The organism is Mucilaginibacter agri, assembly GCF_009928685.1.
In the GTDB taxonomy this organism is placed as follows: domain Bacteria; phylum Bacteroidota; class Bacteroidia; order Sphingobacteriales; family Sphingobacteriaceae; genus Mucilaginibacter; species Mucilaginibacter agri.
The window spans coordinates 201,923-219,599 of the sequence record NZ_WWEO01000038.1; the positions used below are offsets into that span (position 1 = coordinate 201,923).

Sequence of the window (17,677 nt, forward strand, 5' to 3'; positions counted from 1 at the left end):
AGGTTTAAAGAACACGCCCCTAATGAAAGACACTGCAGATTGCAGCAGCATTGCTTTCCTCTCTCGAGAGTGGAGAGGTAGACTAAAACCCATGGCACTAACATTTAATAAGGGGTGTATTATTCTAATGATGTGCCTGCTATTTGTAAACAACCTTTACGCCCAAACCCTCAATCAAAATTTGCAAACTGCTTTTAATAAGCTTCAGCAGGATGGGCAAAGTACTTATGCATCTATATCTTTAACGATACTTGATGCAAAAACCGGCGAGGTAGTATTTACCATTAATCCTAACATGGGGTTGGCTACAGCATCAACATTAAAAACTATAACAACCGTTACGGCCATGAATGTGCTTGGTCCGGATTATCGTTTTAAAACTAAGTTAAGCCGTGGCCAGGGGACACTCGGTGCTGATGGAACCTGGAATGGCGACATTGTGATTGAAGGTAGCGACGACCCAACCCTAGGTAGTTGGCGTTGGGAGGAAACCAAAGAAAGTGTAGTGCTTCGCGAGTTTGTAGAAGGCGTGAAAAAAGCTGGAATTAAAAAGATCAATGGTTCTATCATTGCAGCCGGAATTAATCACCCGCCGTCGGGTTGGATCTGGCAGGACATGGGTAATTATTACGGGGCTTTTCCAGCTAATTTGTGCTGGCGCGAAAATCAGTATGATGTTTTATTAAAGCCCACACAGCCCAGCAAGCCAGTAACCCTGGTTGGTACGGTACCGGCTATGCCTTATCTGCAGTTTGTAAACCAGCTAGTAACCGGAGCTGCCGGTACGGGTGATAACGCCTATGCCACGTTGCCTGTTAACAGTAATAAAGTTTTTTTGCAAGGCACTTATGCTATAGATCAGGACAAGCACAAGATCGCCGCTGCATTGCCCGATCCTGCTTACGAGGCAGCCCGCAGATTGAAAGATACATTGCAGAGTTTAGGTATTACGGTAACTGGCAAAGCCGAATCTGAAACTATGCAAACCACTGCTGGTGATAGTCGGGATATTTTGAGTAGTAACGTGCTGGCAACCCATTATTCGCCACCGCTTAGAAAGATCATATACTGGCTCAATCAAAAGAGTATTAATCTTTATGCAGAGCAATTATTAATGGCGATGGCCGACTCGCTGAAAACTACAGATTATCCATCGGTTACCCGTAATTTTTGGAAAGGGCGAGGCATCGATACTAATTCGCTGAATATTTTTGACGGTAGCGGTTTATCCCCGGGCAACCGCGTTACCACCGTGACCATGGCTCGTATTCTACAGTCGGCAAGGAAAGAAAGTTGGTTTGGCGACTTCTTCGACAGCTTGCCGATATACAACAATATGCACATGAAGAGCGGGTATATTAACAATGTTCTTGCTTACGCGGGCTATCAAACTTACAAAGGTCGCGAACTGTGTTTTTCTATTATCGTCAACAATTTCAGTGGTAAAACCTCCAGTATCAGGCAAAAAATGTTTGCTGTTTTAGACGAGTTAAAGTGGTAAAATTGAGTAGAGCAATGCTATTTTTATAGCCTTCTGGAATAAATGGCCAAAATGTTATTGCATCATCCTAAAATTATGTTTGTGCAACTTACGTTAGGCTAAAAAGAGGTACATTGGGTTGTTGACAAATAGATCATTCGTCTTAAACTTTAATAGAGATATGAGGCTAAAACAATTCCATCACCTACTGCTATTACTGGTTATTTTGGTTGGTAGTACCTTAACGGGCTGTAGCCAGCAACCCAAGCCGAAACCGCATGCTGCCCCAAAAGATTCCCTTGCGAAAGAGTGGGACAAAACCATTCGGGGTAACTTCAGCGAGCAAACCAAAACGCACTTCGACAGTACCGAAATTGCTTCTTTCGTTAAAGCCTATCCAGAGTTAAAGGGTTATACCACTGAGGTTACAGGATTTTATAAGAAAAGAAATTTTGCCTACGCCTGGTTTGATGGCGGTAAACTGATTGAGCAGGCCTCTAACCTTGTTAACCGTGTTGGTAATCTCGAAAATAGTGGCATCTACAAAAAGTTGCCTTATCAAACCACGCTCGATTCATTAATGAATAATCTGAGCACCAACAAAAAACAAACCGATACTCAGCTCGAGTTGATGCTCACCTACCAGTATTTCGCTTTTTCGCAATTGGCGTGGCGGGGGATGGATGAGTCGGCGAGTAAATCAGCCAAATGGTACCTGCCCCGCAAAAAGGTTGACTATAACCAGTTTTTGGATAGTTTGCTTAAAGCACCCGCCAGCGATGCGGGCATAGATGCCCCGGTATACCGCCAATACCAACTATTGAAGAGTTACCTAAGCAAATACCGCAACCTGGAAACCCACGAGGCCTGGAAACCTATTGTTGCAGCAAAAATTTATAAAGTAGGCGATTCGTCGGCAGTAATTTCAGCCATTAAAAGACGGTTGTTTTTGCTTGGAGATTTTAAAGGTGACACCACAAACAAGGCATTCACTACTGAGTTGCAGGCAGCGGTAAAAAGCTACCAGGACAGGCAGGGAATTAATGTTAATGGTTTGTTGAACACAGCCACTATTACCGAATTGAATTTGCCGTTAAGCAAACGGATAAAAAAGATAGTGGTAAATATGGAACGCAGTCGCTGGCTGCCGGTTAGCTTAAATTCTGATTATCTGGCGGTTAATATTCCGGAATACAAATTACATGTTTACCATGCTGACAGCCTTTTGTGGAGTTGCAACGTGGTGGTTGGGCAAACCGTGCATCAAACCACGGTGTTTTACGGCGAAGTGAAATATGTAGTGTTTAGTCCGTATTGGAATGTACCTCCCGGAATTTTAAAGGCCGAAATTATCCCCGGCATGAAGCGTAACAAAAATTATCTCGCCCAGCATAATATGGAGCTAACCGGCTATGAAGGTGGCTTGCCTGTAGTTCGGCAGAAACCCGGTCCGGCTAACTCACTTGGCTTGGTTAAGTTTTTGTTTCCTAATAGCTACAATATTTATTTGCACGATACACCTGCTAAATCACTTTTTGGCGAAACATCTAGGGCATTTAGTCATGGTTGTATTAGGGTAGGAGAGCCCGTAAAGCTTGCTAATTTTCTGCTGAAAGATTATCCGCAGTGGACATCGGACAAAATTAACAAGGCAATGCATCAGGGGCGCGAGCAATATGTTACCCTTACTAAGGGAAAGGTGCCTGTTTACATTGCCTATTTTACCTCGTTTGTAGATCGCGACGGAAGGCTGAACTTCCGAAAGGATATTTATAATCTGGACGACCGTTTGGCTTCGATGATCATGTCGGGCGAAGGAAAATATTAAGATTGATATCATATACGTAGGGCCTGTGGTTAATATTCACAGGCCCTACCTATAATGCTATTTCTCGAAACTTGTTAAGTTGCAAACTAACTGTTTGTCCCAGTTACCTGTTGTTGCGGCTGCATCGTAAGTTGTTCTCAAAAAGCTCAGCAGTATCTCTTCGGGTTTGGGCGATTGTTGAACTACATCATAATTTAGAAAGAACTCGCCCATTTCTTCGCTGTAAAAAGCTTCGGTAGGTTTAACGGGTTGCTTACCATAGTCGGCCGGGGTAGGATAGCAATACGAGTAAAATGCTGGAAAAGGGTAGCTCTCGCCACCGCCCCAAAAACCAGCACTCGATACCTCGTGCGAATAAGCCTCACGCATAACTCGTGCCGGCATATTAGGCATACTACCCTGATGCGGCGGGGCAGTACGGCCCGAGAATCGGGTTACAGCTAGGTCAAAGGCTCCCCAAAATAAGTGAACAGGGCTGCATTTGCCAGTAAAACCAGCCCTAAAGCGCGTAAACACAGCATCTATCCTTACCAAGGCTTGCCAATAATTATGCATCTGCGCGGCGTCATAACTTTTGTGAATCTCATCCTCGGCAAAGGGAATCGCTTCGGCTAGCTCATTGGGTTTGCCGTAGATGTCTACCTCTATGCCCATATCTGTAAGCAATGCAAACAATTCGTGGTAAAAACTAGCCACTGTTTTGGGTTCGAGCACCATTTGCTTTGTACCACCATTGCTGGCAGAAATTATTAGCTGATGGTCTACAAAATCAAAGTCGATTTGAAAGCTGCCATCCTCGTAAGGGATGCTACCGGTTGTTAATCCCCGAGATGAAACATATAAGGTTACATGCCAGGCATGGTTTATCCAAGGGGTATTCACCAACCGTATCTTACCCACAATCTGCGTCCATAATTGAACGGTTAGCAAGGTGTCTTTTAAATCGGGGTAGTTAAGCTGCGGCCATGCGGTCGGTATTTTGTCTTTAATCATGGTGTTATCTATAACTAACTAAGTGAAGCGTAGGTATTCAAATAGTTGAACCTGTATCTTAAACACGGGCTCACGCATACTTGTTTTAGCACAACTACGGTATGATATTTTCAATAACTGACTAATATGTCTGTTATATCAAATTTATATTTAAAAATATGGTTTATGTGGGCAACCCTTCTTAATATTGCAGCGTATTTAGAATTAGACTAAATCGTATATATGAATATTGTTATTGTTGACGGCCAGGTTATTACCCGGGTTGGGCTACGTGAGCTATTTACCGAAATTCCAGATATCAGGGTAGTTGTAAGCACAGATGATTATCGGCAAGCTGATGCCATAATCAAAGAACTGAAACCTCAACTATTGGTAATTGATCCTTTTTTTACGCCAGATTTTTCCCTGGAGGACCTCCTTGTTTTGAAGAGTACCCATACTAAACTAAAAGTTATGGTTATTTCGGCGAACAGGCAACCCGTTAATGTTATTAAGCTAATGGGTATGGGCATCAAAAATCACCTCTCGAAAGATGCCTCAAAAGAAGAAATTCTTACCGCCATACAACATATCCATCGGGACGAAAAGTTTCTTTGCAGCCGTACAGATCAAATGCTTTCAGGCACCATACAGATTGATGCTAAGGCTGCCGCAAGCGAACTTTCACAACGTGAAAAAGAAATTATTCATCTTATTGCCGAAGGAAGGTCGGATAAAGCGATTGCCGAAGAATTGTATCTGAGTTTCCACACCATCCGTACCCACCGGAAAAATATAGCCAGAAAACTAGGCTTCAGTTTAAAGAATGCTGCCGAATTGGTATTGCTGATTAACTACATGAACGACGTTATTTAGAATCGTTTTAAATATACCGCATATGAGGTATTGTCGACTATTTAGACTAAATCTAATTTCGCTGTTGAGAAAATACTATTACTTCAACACGAATCATGAAAAAAAACTTTACGGTTTTAGGCCTTTTATCAGTCGCGCTTTTAGTTACGGCGAGCTGTAAAAAATCAAACAACGACGATAATACCGTTCCGGTATATGATGTACCCACTACCTACAATTTTGCAAACGCCAATTTTGCCGACGCCACAACACGCCTAGGCATGCTTGTAGAAATACAAAACGTAGAAAAAGTAGCAACCACTGGTGTAGTGGATGGCGCTAAAGCTAAAAACATGTTTAGCAATACCAGCGCGCCTTTTGTAACTGCAGCCTACAATACTTCGGGCATTCAGGTGAAAGATCAAACTGGCACCTTATTCCAAACAGACGTTGCCAGATTTATTGACACGCTGGTAGCCGTTAGCCAAACCGGTAAAGTAGCCAGCAGAGGTGTTGCAGGTGTGGGTACAAGCTCTGCCAATGCAGCCACCAAATATGCCTTAACCGCAAATGGTATAAACTACGCCCAGGTGTTTAACAAAACAGTTATGGGTGGGTTAATCACTTATCAAATTGTTAACACAATGGCTGCTGCTAATGCGGGCACCACTGATAATACGACTGTCACTAATAATAGTACGGCATTGGAGCACGCCTGGGATTTGGCATTTGGTTATTGGGGCGTGGCAATTGATTTCCCCACTAACAAAACCAACCCCAAACCGGTATTCTGGGGCAGCTATAGCACCCAGGTTGACTCTGGTTACCATGCCAACAAGATCCTGATGGATGCATTTTTGAAAGGGCGTGCGGCTATTAGTCACAAGGATACCAAAACCATCCAGGAGCAATCAACCATTATTTTGCAGGCGATGGAACGTTTAACCGGTGCTGCTGCTTTGCAGGAAGTAAAAGAGGTTAAAGAATCTATTAACGACAATATTGCCAGAAACAGCCGCCTGTCTGAATGTTACGGATTTATTTATTCGTTAAAATACAATCCGAAGAAAACAATCACCGACGCTCAGATCGATGCATTGCTAGCCTTGTTCCCTAAGAATTTTTACGATCTGACTTTAGATCAGCTGAATGCTATCCGCGATGCAGTTGCCAAGCAATACAATTTCGACAGTGTGAAAGACATTCTGTAATTGAGGATTTAATACCTATTTCAAACATCAAGACCAGCCGCATTATACACGGCTGGTTTTCCTATAAAATAAATACCATGCGAAAAATTACAATAGCGGCCTTATCATTTGCATCAGTTTTAACATTAATGCAAGCATGCTCAAAATCGAGCGGCGGCGATGATGGCAAACAAACCAACACACAGTTTGATCGTAAGGGATTGCTTACTAACATGAGCACCAATATTATTTTGCCTGCATACACATCTTTCCAGGCATCTGCATCTGCCCTTAACGACGCTGTTGTAGCTTTCAATGCGAGTCCTGATGCGGCCAAATTAACGGCAGCGCAAACTGCTTTTGTTGCGGCATATAAACAATGGCAATCTACTTCCGAGTATGATTTCGGTCCGGCTAATCAGGCTAACTTCAGGGTAAATATCAATACCTACCCGGCTGATATTACCCAGATCAATACTAACATAATCTCAAATACTTATAACCCGGCATTGCTGGCCAATCTGGCTGCAAAAGGTTTGCCTGCTATAGATTACCTACTATTTGGTGTGGGTACAGACAATGCTTCGATATTAGCGCAGTACACTGCCGATGCTAAGGCTGCAAACCGGAAAACGTATCTCGCGGCCTTGGCGCTCGAGATTAAAACTTCGGCCACAAGTGTTCTTTCAACATGGAACAGTAGTTATAAAGCTACTTTCCTGGCTGCTGATGGTACCGATGTGGGTAGCTCACTAGGTCAGCTGGTTAACCAATTGGTATACGACTATGAGATATTGAAAAACTACGAGGTGGGTGTACCGGCCGGTACACAGTCAATGGGCACTACTTATCCGCAAAAAGTACAGGCTTATTACTCTAAAATTTCACTACAGCTGGCATTACTGCACATACAGGCTATGCAGAACCTTTACATGGGTAAAGATGGCTTGGGTCTCGATGATTACCTGATTAATGTAAACGCAAAATACTCCGATGGCCGACTGTTAAATGATGTGATCAAAGCTCAATTTGCAACAGCTACTGCCAAACTTCAGGCGTTGACAGACCCATTGGCCGACAACATCCGTACTAATCCCGGTGCTGTTACCGCCGCCTATACCGAGCTGCAAAAGTTAACCGTATTGCTTAAAACGGACATGACTTCTTCGTTGGGCATCCTCATCACCTTTGGAGATAACGATGGTGATTAATTGCACTTGGAAGTGATTAGTAAAACATTTAAAAACTGGTTTTTTGAGCCAATCCATATTGCCCCGCTTGCTGTTCTTAGAATAGCATTCGGGGTTATTATGTTCATAAGCACTATCCGCTTTATGCTGCGCGGATGGGTGGAGGCTTTTTACGTTAAGCCACGGTTTCATTTTACTTTTTATGGTTTCGATTGGGTGAAACCTTTGGGCGAAATAGGGATGTACGCATTGTTTATGCTGATGGTGGTGTGCACTTTGCTTATCGCTGCCGGCTTGCTATACCGACTGGCTGCAGCGCTATTCTTCCTGAGTTTTACTTATGTTGAACTGATAGACAAAACAACGTACCTCAATCATTATTACCTGGTAAGCATTATTGCTTTTCTGCTGATACTGGTACCGGCCAATCGGTATTTCGCTGTTGATGCCTGGCTAAAGCCACAATTGAAGGTGGTACACGTACCCGCATGGTGCGTAAATATCTTCAGGCTGCAACTGGTAATGGTTTACTTTTTTGCAGGGCTATCAAAAATTAATTACGACTGGCTGATTGCCGCCATGCCGCTGCGCATCTGGTTACCCGCCAGTAGCCAATTATGGTTGATAGGCGGATTGCTTACTCAACTCTGGGTTGCTTATCTATTCAGTTGGTTTGGAATGATATTCGATCTGCTGATTGGGTTCTTTTTGTTGAGTAACCGATACCGCAAATGGGCTTACCTGTTCGTATTAGTGTTTCACATCGTTAGCGGTTGGTTCTTTAAGATCGGGATGTTCCCTTATATCATGATCTTCGTTACACTGGTTTTCTTTTCTGCCGAAACACAACTGCGTATTATCGCATGGATCAGATTACTGCTATTCATCAAAAGTGATAGCAAAGAAGCCGGCCGTACTTACAAGCCTTCCATAATACCTTCCAAATTAATATTTACGGTGCTTATCATTCACTTCGTACTCCAACTGATTTTGCCATTCCGGTTTGTTTTTTACCCCGGTAAGCTGTATTGGACAGAAGAGGGCTACCGATTTTCGTGGCGGGTTATGCTTATGGAGAAAGGTGGTACTGCTTTCTTCCATGTGAAGGATCCCACAACCGGCCGAAGCAACGAGATCATCAATTCGCAATACTTAACCCAATTTCAGGAAACCATGATGGCTACGCAGCCCGATATGATATTGCAGTATGCGCATTTCCTGGCCAATGAATACAAGCAACACGGTATTAAAGATCCGATAGTTACGGCCGAAAGTTATGTAACGCTTAACGGCAGCGGTAGTCGCCTGTATATTGATACAACTGTAAACCTCACAAGGGAAAGGGAAACCCTCTTCGGCCATAGAAAATGGATCCGTCCATTTATAGACAAAAACTAATGAAAATATATTCTACACTAATACTGCTTATACTCGCATCTTTTAAACTCGCTGCCCAGAATGCTAATCTGAGCGGCCACATTGTTAACTCAAAAGGCAGCGCAATTGCGGGTGCATCGGTATCGCTTAAAAACGCAGGTTACCAAACAGCCTGCGATTCGATGGGGAATTTTATACTTAAAAATATCAAAGCCGGAAAGTATACGGTTGAAGTTACCGCTGTAGGTTTTCAGGCGGTAAGCCGTTTGATAGAAATTAATGGCGATAAGGCGATTGATATTACCTTGCAAGAAACCGTTCGTGTATTGAACGATGTGAACGTGATAGGAGAGAAGGAAAAAACTACAGGAATTACACGTCTCAAAGCGGTAGAAGGAACCAATATAAACGCTGGTAAAAAGAGCGAAGTTATTGTACTGGATGACGAAACTGCTAACAAAGCAACCAATAATACCCGCCAGATCTATAACAAAATAGCCGGCCTTAACATATGGGAAAGCGATGGTGCCGGCTTGCAATTAGGTATTGGTGGCAGAGGCTTAAACCCTAATCGGGTTACCAATTTCAACACCCGCCAAAATGGTTATGATATTAGCGCCGATGCTTTAGGCTATCCCGAAAGTTATTACACGCCGCCAGCCGAGCTGGTAGATCGCATTGAGATTTTGCGCGGTGCATCATCATTACAATATGGTACACAGTTTGGCGGTTTGATCAATTTTAAACTTCGCGACGGTGTCAGCGATAAGCCCATTGAGGTTACCTCGCGCGAAACAGCCGGTTCCTGGGGATTTTTTAATACAACAAACAGCATTGGCGGTACAGTAGGTAAAGTGCAGTACTACTCGTTTTTTCAGCACAAACAAGGTGATGGATGGCGACCCAACAGCGATTTTAACGCTAATACAGGATACGCTGCTTTAAGTTATAAGCCTAGCAATAAGCTTGCGCTTACCTTCCAATATACCTACATGGATTATCTGGCCCACCAGCCGGGTGGTTTAACCGATGCAGAATTTGCCGAAGACCCGCACCAGTCTATCCGCGCACGTAACTGGTTTAAGGTAAACTGGAATTTAGGAGCGTTTATTCTAGACTACCAGATCTCAGACAACCTTAAATTTAACTCCCGCTTTTTTGGTCTCGATGCCCACCGCTACGCAGTAGGCAACCTGGACTACATCAACCGCGCCGACAACGGTGGCGATCGTAACTTGTTTAAAGATCAATACAACAACTATGGAAACGAGAGCCGGTTGCTGTATACCTATAAAATCAATCATACCAAACAGAACTTATTGGTGGGATTAAGATACTACCATGGCCATACAGATCGCGAACAAGGCTTGGGCAGTAACGGTAGCGATGCCAATTTCCGATATGGTACTTCGGCTACAGATGTAAACGCCTATACGCATTACCTCTTCCCGAGTGATAACCTGGCCTTGTTTGCGGAAAACATCTTTAGGATAACACCTAAATTTAGCATTATACCCGGTGTGCGTTTCGAGAATATTACCACTAAGGCTAATGGGTCTTATGTTACTACCAACACAGATATGGCCGGAAACGTAATCTTCAGGCAGGAATCGCAGGATGTGAAGAACAGCAACCGTCATTTTCTTATCGGCGGTTTGGGCTTTAGCTATTTCCAAAGCGAGGCCATGCAATGGTATGCTAATATTTCCCAAAACTATCGGGCAATTAACTTCAATGATCTTAACTCGAGTGTAAAAGGCCTAAGGGTTGATCCAAATTTGCAGGACGAAACAGGGTACTCTGCTGATATCGGCGTTCGTGGTAATGTATCGCAGGTGTTTAATTATGATATCAGTGTATTCGCCATTCACTATAACAACCGTATAGGTAGTATAGATACAGCCGATGCAAGCTTTAACGATTTTCGCTACCGTACTAACATCGCGGCGTCCCGCAACATAGGTTTAGAGTCATTCGCCGAGTTAGAACTATTGCATTTTGTTAATCCAGGTACGCACAACCAACTATTTGTATTTGGGAACCTCGCGCTCATCAACGCCCGTTATACCAGCAGTAAAGAAACAGCGTTTAATAATAAGAAGGTTGAAATGGCGCCCGATGTAATCTTTAAAACCGGGCTCACATATAAATACAAGAAGCTATCCGCAAGTTACCAAATGGCTTATACCAGTTCGCAGTATACCGATGCTACCAACTCCACGTTTACGGCCAACGCCATTAACGGATTGGTACCTGCGTATACGGTGATGGATATTTCAGCTAAATACAATATCAGTAGGATATTCTCCCTGGAAGGATCAGTAAATAACCTCGCAGACAAGCGGTATTTTACCCGAAGGGCGGAGAGTTATCCCGGACCAGGTATTATCCCGGCAGATGCCCGCGGTTACTTTCTGACATTACAAGTTAAATTATAACGATACAACCAATCCCATCAGTATACTGATGGGATTGGTTGTATAAATGATCAAATTAATTACTTAATAAGCCGGCATGAAGTGCCAGCATTTTCCATGGGGTATGTTCGTTGAGTCTGATAAATACTTCCAGATAGGAGAGGTGGATATTCCTTTTGTTTCCATTAACAGTAATCCTAAACCTGCCTTTACCCGCAACCGTGGCGGTATTGCTTACCACTGTAGCAGTGCTCTCCTCTACTTCGATGCTGTTATGAACAACATTGCCGCTTCGTAGTACGGCCAGGTATTGCTCTTTAGTTTGTTTATCGCCCGAACTTGTAAAGGCGGTGAATTTTACGTCGAGCAGATTTGCCAATGAATCAATTCTATTATCGACTTCCCAGTTAAATACTTTCTTAGATAATTCAAGAACACCGGCTTCAGCGGGCGTTTGGCCCAACCCATTGAGGGTAGGTATAATAAATGCTATTAAAAAAATGGCTTTCATGATCAGAAGCTAATGTTATACTGCTATGGTTCAGTTAGTTTGTTTTGGGGCGAGGTCGCCGTACCAGTAAGCTGCCGTTACACCGCCATCCATCAGGAAGTCGCTACCTGTAATAAATGCACCGTCTGATCCCATTAGCAAAGCTCCGATAGTTCCTACTTCATCTGGTGTACCGGCTCTGCCTGCGGCAGATACTTCCATCATCCGTCGGTAACCATCGCCGCGCGGACCTTTTAATTCGTCATTGGCAAGTGGTGTAATAATAATTCCCGGACTGATAGTGTTAACCCTTGCTCCGCGTTTCCCCCACCGCACAGCCTCGGCCATTACACGCAACGAATTACCCCGTTTTGAAAGTTGGTAGGCATGAAGTGAATCCTTAACCTGGTTGGCCTGAAGGAAGGATAGGTTAAGTATTTCTTCGGTTGGTGTGGTTGCCAATGCCGCGTTTTGTTCAACGCTAAGTGGTGGTAAACGATGGCCTGATTGTGAAGCGATGACAATTCCAGCACCTCCGGGAGCAATGACGTTGCCGAATTCTTCCAGTACAAGGGCAGTTCCATAAAGATCAACTTTGAGAATGACTTCTGGTGTGGCTTGCGATGGCGAAACACCAGCGGCATGTATAACCCCAATAACATTGCCTAGTGATGTCGCTATTTCAACAAGTGCATGTACGGAATTGCGAGATGTAACGTCTACCGTAGTTGTGGTTACGGCAAAACCGGCATCAGATAAGGTTTTGGCGGCGGTTTCGGCATTTTCCAGCCGTATATCTGCCAGCAGTACATGCTTGCCAGCGCTAACCCGGCGTACAATGGCCTGGCCGATGGACCCTGCGCCGATAACAACGTTTACATTTTTTGCAATCATAATGTTAGGATTTATAACATCACAAATGTGTGGCCTATTTTTTACTTATCTGTTATACCGATTACTGGATTATCTACCATTATTACTTATCGGCGGCTAGGTGCTAGGTATTGGTTAACCTTCCAAGAATAATCTGATAGATTATTAATCGTCCAAGCCTTTTCCATTAAGAATTTGCGGTATTGCTTTTTCAACTCTCGCCTCGCGGGTTTTGGCTTGTTTAGCCGCAGAGAAATAAAGATAATATCCGCGTTGGCGTCCTGGTGTTAGGGCTTCAAATGCAGTTTTTAAGGCTGGGAGTTCATCTAGTTTAGTTTGAAATTCTTCGGCAACGGCAAATTCTTTAGTTTTTTTAAGAGGGACTTTTAGGCCCGCTTTTTCAATCTCAATGGCTTCATAGATGTATGCTTTCAGGGTAGCCTTTAAGTCTACAATTTCCTTGACATTAATAAACCGGGCCTGGCGCGCTGCTTGTACATTCTCCGTTTGCTGGATAAGGATCCCGTTGGCATCGTTCAATAAAGCACCTTTGAAAAACAGAAAGGCACAATACTCTTTAAAAGCATGTATTAAAACAATATTGCTGCCTTGTAGAGTGTAGCAAGGGCATCCCCATTTCAACTCTTCGGTAAGTTGGCAATCTAATGCAATAGTTCTTAACTCTTCCAGTTCTTGTTGCCACGTTTTGGCTTTATCGAAAAAGAAATCAACCTTAGGATTTTTATTCTCTATCATAGCTAATATCTTATTAAAATTTAAACCTTTAACGAGCCACGAAAACCGCGCACTGCATAATAAGATTGCGCCCCGTTATGATACAAAAAAACGGTGCCATAGCGAAAATCGCAAAATAACGCACCGCCAAGTTTTCTGATATCAGCGGGTGTTTTTACCCAGCTCGAAGTCTTGGTGTCAAATTTCCCAAGCTTCTGCAAATTACGATATTCTGCTTCACTGAGTATTTCAATACCCATAGCTGCGGCCATATCCAGCGCATTATTTGCAGGTTTAAATTCTTTTCTGGCCTCCAGCGCTTCGCGATCATAGCATGCATTTCTCCGGTCTCTTGGTGTCTCTGCCGAACAGTCGTAAAACATGTACTCGCCATTCTCCAGCCCAACTACATCAGGTTCCCCACCGGTACGTTCCATTTCGTTAAGCGACCAAAGTTTTTCTGCATTGGTATCCAGCTTGGCTTGTACATCATTCCAATTGAGACCTTCGTGGCGGCTCATGTTCTTCTCAAACCGTTTTTTCAATATAGCAAGCAACTCTTCGCGCTCTTCTGATGATAATGTCTTCATATTATATTGCCGATAAAGTCTTTCTTTCCGCGGGTCTGAAATACCAGGATACTACAGTTAGAACCAATAATAACAAAGCTGGTGCTATTTCACCGAAAGAATCGCTCATTGCCACGTGCGAAAATATAGCGCCCGACATGGCAAAGAAAAAGCCTGCATAAGCCCACTCTTTTATTAAAGGTAATTTAGGAATTAGCACTACTACAGCACCTAAAAATTTCCAAATACTTAATATGGTTAAAAAATAAATGGGGTAGCCCAAATGTACAACGCTGTTTACACCTCCTGCACCTTCCTTGGCTTTCAATAATTGTACTGCGCCGGTTGATATCATTCCTAATGCAAGCCAGAGTGTGGCAATCCAATAGATAATTTTATTCCGTTTTGTCATGATGCGTTATTTTAATTTACTTACAATTTCCTGCAAGCGGTTATGCGCCATGTTAATTCCCTGAGCAAATGGCAATTTCAGCATCTGGTCGCGCAACTCGCCCGATTCATAAATAGAATGGATTGTTAGCCTGCTGGTGCTGTCGGTAAGTCGCTCAAACTTCAACAATTCAAGCTGTACGCCAAACGGTGCATTCTCCATCTCAAATGTGCGTGTGATCTTTTGATTCGGGATAAACTCGTGGATAGCCCCGTTAGCCTTAAATACTACATTGCCTTTGCCATCACTTGTTTCAAATTGCCAACTGCCATGTTTCTTATTTTCAAGTTTCAGCACTTTGGTGCCCATCCACTGTGCAACAATTTCGGGGTCTTCATAGGCTTTAAAAAGTAATTCCAATGGCAAGTCAAAGTCACGTGTTATCACCAGGTCCTGCTGGCCGTTTTCGGCTTTAATCTTTGTTTTCAGTTCCATGTTGTTGGTTTTTATAGGCTTTCATTATGGTTTCCAATTTGTTAAACCTGTCGTCCCACATCTGGCGGAACGGCTCAATAAAGTCGGCTACCTCTCTCATTTTTTTTGCGTTAATGTGATAGAAAATCTCCCTGCCATTTTGCTCTTGCTTAAGCAATTCGCACTCGGTTAGTATTTGCAGATGCTTTGAAACAGTGGGCCTCGCCGTGTCAAAATTTGAAGCTATTGCGCCTGCGGTTAACGATTGGGAGGCTACCAACAGGAGTATGGCTCTCCGGGTTGGGTCTGCTATGGCTTGAAATACATCTCGTCGTAAATTCATTATGTAGCTATTTGACTACAAATATATATGTAGTTATTTAACTACGCAAATTTATTTGCGAATTTGTTAACCCATCCCTATCTTCGTCCTAATTCCTGATTTATCAACCTTTTAAATATCAAGGAATCATGACAGAGCAAATCTACATATCGCCCCTTTCGCTCATTGCCTAATTAGGCAGGCAAATCCTGTATTTTAATATTTAAGTTAAATGGTCGCTTTAGGGCGATACTTGACTTTTTATGCCTGCCACAAATTATCGGTCTTTCAAAGCGATCTAAAAAGGGTATATCCTTACTCAAGGACGAACCAAGATCTACAAATAATTAGACAAGCAATTAAATGGAAGTCCGATGGACGAACATACATGGCCGTGCCGTATTAAATCGGTGCGCCGAAAAAAGCGGCTGGTAAAAACCGATCGGGATAAGCAACTGATACAACTCGATAAACGACGTAATGAACTTTGGGAGCAGCGGAAAAAATCACCTCCAATAGCTCTTGAGCAGCCTTATCAACGTGGATGGAAAAGATTTTTTGTGTTGCGTGAAGATGTGAAGTGTGGCCCCCATGCCGAGTTTTACGAAGCATTATTGGCGAAGATAAATACCACCCATTATCATCACGACAAATCGTTTAAACACAAGAAGCGTAGGAAATGGAGATATGGGCATGTGGTAAAAAAGCAAATACTCCATGAGTTTGATCTTTATCACTGGAACAATAATAAAGCCGGGTTATCCGAACAAGAGAAGGAATGCTTTACCCGAGTGGAGACTTATAGCATTAAAACCAAGCGTTTGGAAGTAAAGTATGTAATTACTGAACCCTGGCGCTATGTGTTAAAGATTCAACCTCACATGGTAACGCACAAAAAACAGGTAAGTAGCGAGTTAGAGCAAGAACTGGCGTGGATCGATAATTATATCAGCCAACATTACCTTTCGCCGCGTATCCATTTGTTAACGCATGGCAAAAATTATCGCTCGCGCGATCGGTTTGCCGAGCAGTCAAAATACATTAACAAAATTAAAAACATACCCAGGTATAGCCAAAAAGAAGTTTACCTGGCATTAGAATTATAACCCACATGGGCAATTTAAAAACAAAAGATTTAAGTAAAATAGGTTATCATAATGATCAGCTTCGAAGCTTGGTTATTGGTATTGCCTCTAGGAATTTTAAGCATCACAGCAAGCAACAATTGCTGGATTTGCTGGCGAACATTAAAGATAATCCTGAGGCATTTCTGGATAACGAATTAACGTGTAAAATAGCCGAAAAGGTTATTGGTAAAGTTGAAGCACCGCTATTTAAAACATACCAACTAAGGGATGAGCCGGTACGATGCAAAATTTATGGAGGTAAGGGTATAGAGATACCTGCCAAAAAGCAAATGGAGTTGGCTAACCTGTTACCGGTTAGCCTGCAAGGGGCGTTAATGCCAGATGCGCATATGGGTTTTGGGCTGCCAATTGGCGGTGTATTGGCTACAGATAATGCTGTAATTCCTTATGCGGTTGGTATGGATATTGGTTGTCGGATGGCGCTTTCCATCATTGATGAAAGTGAGGGGTTTCTGAAACGTTTTGAATATCAGGTTAAACAGGCTTTAAGAAAGCACACCCATTTTGGTATGGAAGGTGGCCTCGACATTCGGCAGGAACATGAGGTGCTGGATAGCGCCATCTTTAATGAAATTCCCTTTCTAAAACCTTTGCGCGGAAAAGCTGTGAGGCAATTGGGTACGTCGGGCAACGGCAATCACTTTGTAGAGTTTGGTGAGATAGAACTCCTGGCCGGCAACTCCCTGAATCTACCTGCAAAAAAGTACGTGGCATTACTTACGCACTCGGGCAGCCGGGGTTTAGGTTCTGCTATAGCAAGGCATTATACTCAACTAGCGATGAATACCTGTAAACTACCACGGCATGCACAGCAGCTGGCGCGGTTAGACATGCATAGCGAAGCGGGACAAGAGTACTGGTTAACTATGACCCTGGCGGGTGATTATGCAAAGGCCTGCCACGAACGCATACATGCCAATTTGTTGAAAGCTCTGGGTTTGAAGGTACTACATGTTGTAGAGAATCATCACAATTTTGCGTGGAAAGATCAGCTAGCTGATGGCCGGGAAGTGATCATCCACCGTAAAGGAGCAACACCAGCGCATGAAGGCGAATTAGGTATTATCCCAGGCAGTATGACGGCGCCTGCCTATTTGGTATCGGGAAAAGGTGTTGGCGATGCCTTATACTCGGCGTCGCACGGTGCAGGCAGGGCTATGAGTAGACAGAAAGCCAAGGATAGCATGACGGTATCGGCTATGAAAAAGATGCTGACTAAGGCAGGCGTTACCTTAATTGGCGGCACGGTCGAAGAAAATCCGATGGCCTACAAGGATATCGAAACTGTTATTACTGCACAGCAAGATCTGGTTGATACTCACGGCAAGTTTTATCCGCGAATTGTTAGAATGAATAAGGAATAGTG

17 protein-coding genes are annotated in these 17,677 nt (G+C 43.3%); 9 read left to right on the top strand and 8 right to left on the bottom strand.

Features of this window, described 5'->3' with window-relative positions; all coding sequences use genetic code 11:
* The first annotated feature begins 22 nt into the window (after positions 1-22).
* On the top strand, positions 23-1,501 hold the full coding sequence (dacB, locus tag GSY63_RS04195) for a D-alanyl-D-alanine carboxypeptidase/D-alanyl-D-alanine endopeptidase (RefSeq protein ID WP_243749151.1): 1,479 nt from the start codon (positions 23-25) through the stop codon (positions 1,499-1,501).
* Positions 1,502-1,661: 160 nt separating this feature from the next.
* Complete coding sequence (locus GSY63_RS04200; RefSeq protein WP_166584573.1) at positions 1,662-3,308, top strand: L,D-transpeptidase family protein; 1,647 nt, start codon at positions 1,662-1,664, stop codon at positions 3,306-3,308.
* Between the two features lie 57 nt (positions 3,309-3,365).
* Here GSY63_RS04200 and GSY63_RS04205 read toward each other — a convergent pair whose 3' ends face one another.
* Complete coding sequence (locus GSY63_RS04205; protein WP_166584574.1) at positions 3,366-4,301, bottom strand: DUF5996 family protein; 936 nt, start codon at positions 4,299-4,301, stop codon at positions 3,366-3,368.
* A 222-nt stretch (positions 4,302-4,523) separates the two neighbouring features.
* Here GSY63_RS04205 and GSY63_RS04210 point away from each other — a divergent pair, with 222 nt between their 5' ends.
* The 5 genes from GSY63_RS04210 to GSY63_RS04230 all read left to right on the top strand — a co-directional run bounded on the left by GSY63_RS04210 (position 4,524) and on the right by GSY63_RS04230 (position 11,330).
* Positions 4,524-5,156 carry a response regulator transcription factor gene (locus GSY63_RS04210; protein WP_166584575.1) on the top strand — a complete coding sequence of 211 codons (633 nt, stop codon included), beginning with the start codon at positions 4,524-4,526 and terminating at the stop codon, positions 5,154-5,156.
* A gap of 95 nt (positions 5,157-5,251) precedes the next feature.
* Positions 5,252-6,346, top strand: a complete 1,095-nt coding sequence (locus tag GSY63_RS04215) for a DUF4856 domain-containing protein (protein ID WP_166584576.1) — start codon at positions 5,252-5,254, stop codon at positions 6,344-6,346.
* Positions 6,347-6,423: 77 nt separating this feature from the next.
* On the top strand, positions 6,424-7,536 hold the full coding sequence (locus GSY63_RS04220) for an imelysin family protein (protein ID WP_166584577.1): 1,113 nt from the start codon (positions 6,424-6,426) through the stop codon (positions 7,534-7,536).
* Positions 7,537-7,548: 12 nt separating this feature from the next.
* On the top strand, positions 7,549-8,913 hold the full coding sequence (locus tag GSY63_RS04225) for an HTTM domain-containing protein (protein WP_317168540.1): 1,365 nt from the start codon (positions 7,549-7,551) through the stop codon (positions 8,911-8,913).
* Positions 8,913-11,330 carry a TonB-dependent receptor gene (locus tag GSY63_RS04230; protein ID WP_166584579.1) on the top strand — a complete coding sequence of 806 codons (2,418 nt, stop codon included), beginning with the start codon at positions 8,913-8,915 and terminating at the stop codon, positions 11,328-11,330. The genes GSY63_RS04225 and GSY63_RS04230 overlap by 1 nt, the downstream gene beginning before the upstream one ends.
* Positions 11,331-11,385: 55 nt before the next feature.
* Here the strand turns inward: GSY63_RS04230 and GSY63_RS04235 are convergent, their stop codons facing one another.
* The 7 genes from GSY63_RS04235 to GSY63_RS04265 all read right to left on the bottom strand — a co-directional run bounded on the left by GSY63_RS04235 (position 11,386) and on the right by GSY63_RS04265 (position 15,184).
* Positions 11,386-11,820 carry a nuclear transport factor 2 family protein gene (locus tag GSY63_RS04235; protein ID WP_166584580.1) on the bottom strand — a complete coding sequence of 145 codons (435 nt, stop codon included), beginning with the start codon at positions 11,818-11,820 and terminating at the stop codon, positions 11,386-11,388.
* 30 nt (positions 11,821-11,850) lie between these two features.
* Positions 11,851-12,693 carry an SDR family oxidoreductase gene (locus GSY63_RS04240; RefSeq protein WP_166584581.1) on the bottom strand — a complete coding sequence of 281 codons (843 nt, stop codon included), beginning with the start codon at positions 12,691-12,693 and terminating at the stop codon, positions 11,851-11,853.
* A gap of 144 nt (positions 12,694-12,837) precedes the next feature.
* A complete protein-coding gene (locus tag GSY63_RS04245; RefSeq protein WP_166584582.1) occupies positions 12,838-13,428 on the bottom strand; it encodes a YdeI/OmpD-associated family protein in 591 nt (196 codons plus the stop codon).
* A gap of 20 nt (positions 13,429-13,448) precedes the next feature.
* Complete coding sequence (locus GSY63_RS04250) at positions 13,449-13,997, bottom strand: DUF4256 domain-containing protein (RefSeq protein ID WP_166584583.1); 549 nt, start codon at positions 13,995-13,997, stop codon at positions 13,449-13,451.
* A 1-nt stretch (position 13,998) separates the two neighbouring features.
* A complete protein-coding gene (locus GSY63_RS04255; RefSeq protein ID WP_166584584.1) occupies positions 13,999-14,388 on the bottom strand; it encodes a DoxX family protein in 390 nt (129 codons plus the stop codon).
* Positions 14,389-14,394: 6 nt separating this feature from the next.
* The gene (locus tag GSY63_RS04260) at positions 14,395-14,862 is read right to left on the bottom strand and encodes an SRPBCC domain-containing protein (protein ID WP_166584585.1); all 468 of its coding nucleotides are present in this window, start codon (positions 14,860-14,862) and stop codon (positions 14,395-14,397) included.
* On the bottom strand, positions 14,840-15,184 hold the full coding sequence (locus GSY63_RS04265) for an ArsR/SmtB family transcription factor (protein WP_166584586.1): 345 nt from the start codon (positions 15,182-15,184) through the stop codon (positions 14,840-14,842). Before GSY63_RS04265 ends, GSY63_RS04260 begins: the two co-directional genes overlap by 23 nt.
* 353 nt (positions 15,185-15,537) lie before the next feature.
* On the opposite strand from GSY63_RS04265, the gene GSY63_RS04270 reads away from it, so the two are divergent.
* Positions 15,538-16,269, top strand: coding sequence for a hypothetical protein (locus GSY63_RS04270; protein WP_166584587.1), 732 nt, complete (start codon positions 15,538-15,540; stop codon positions 16,267-16,269).
* Positions 16,270-16,274: 5 nt separating this feature from the next.
* Positions 16,275-17,675 carry an RtcB family protein gene (locus GSY63_RS04275; RefSeq protein ID WP_166584588.1) on the top strand — a complete coding sequence of 467 codons (1,401 nt, stop codon included), beginning with the start codon at positions 16,275-16,277 and terminating at the stop codon, positions 17,673-17,675.
* Positions 17,676-17,677 lie beyond the last annotated feature (2 nt).

Coding starts and splice junctions, on each gene's coding strand:
- dacB (WP_243749151.1), top strand. CDS start 23: ATGAAAGACACTGCAGATTGCAGCAGCATTGCTTTCCTCTCTCGAGAG.
- GSY63_RS04200 (WP_166584573.1), top strand. CDS start 1,662: ATGAGGCTAAAACAATTCCATCACCTACTGCTATTACTGGTTATTTTG.
- GSY63_RS04205 (WP_166584574.1), bottom strand. CDS start 4,301: ATGATTAAAGACAAAATACCGACCGCATGGCCGCAGCTTAACTACCCC.
- GSY63_RS04210 (WP_166584575.1), top strand. CDS start 4,524: ATGAATATTGTTATTGTTGACGGCCAGGTTATTACCCGGGTTGGGCTA.
- GSY63_RS04215 (WP_166584576.1), top strand. CDS start 5,252: ATGAAAAAAAACTTTACGGTTTTAGGCCTTTTATCAGTCGCGCTTTTA.
- GSY63_RS04220 (WP_166584577.1), top strand. CDS start 6,424: ATGCGAAAAATTACAATAGCGGCCTTATCATTTGCATCAGTTTTAACA.
- GSY63_RS04230 (WP_166584579.1), top strand. CDS start 8,913: ATGAAAATATATTCTACACTAATACTGCTTATACTCGCATCTTTTAAA.
- GSY63_RS04235 (WP_166584580.1), bottom strand. CDS start 11,820: ATGAAAGCCATTTTTTTAATAGCATTTATTATACCTACCCTCAATGGG.
- GSY63_RS04240 (WP_166584581.1), bottom strand. CDS start 12,693: ATGATTGCAAAAAATGTAAACGTTGTTATCGGCGCAGGGTCCATCGGC.
- GSY63_RS04245 (WP_166584582.1), bottom strand. CDS start 13,428: ATGATAGAGAATAAAAATCCTAAGGTTGATTTCTTTTTCGATAAAGCC.
- GSY63_RS04250 (WP_166584583.1), bottom strand. CDS start 13,997: ATGAAGACATTATCATCAGAAGAGCGCGAAGAGTTGCTTGCTATATTG.
- GSY63_RS04255 (WP_166584584.1), bottom strand. CDS start 14,388: ATGACAAAACGGAATAAAATTATCTATTGGATTGCCACACTCTGGCTT.
- GSY63_RS04260 (WP_166584585.1), bottom strand. CDS start 14,862: ATGGAACTGAAAACAAAGATTAAAGCCGAAAACGGCCAGCAGGACCTG.
- GSY63_RS04265 (WP_166584586.1), bottom strand. CDS start 15,184: ATGAATTTACGACGAGATGTATTTCAAGCCATAGCAGACCCAACCCGG.
- GSY63_RS04270 (WP_166584587.1), top strand. CDS start 15,538: ATGGACGAACATACATGGCCGTGCCGTATTAAATCGGTGCGCCGAAAA.
- GSY63_RS04275 (WP_166584588.1), top strand. CDS start 16,275: ATGGGCAATTTAAAAACAAAAGATTTAAGTAAAATAGGTTATCATAAT.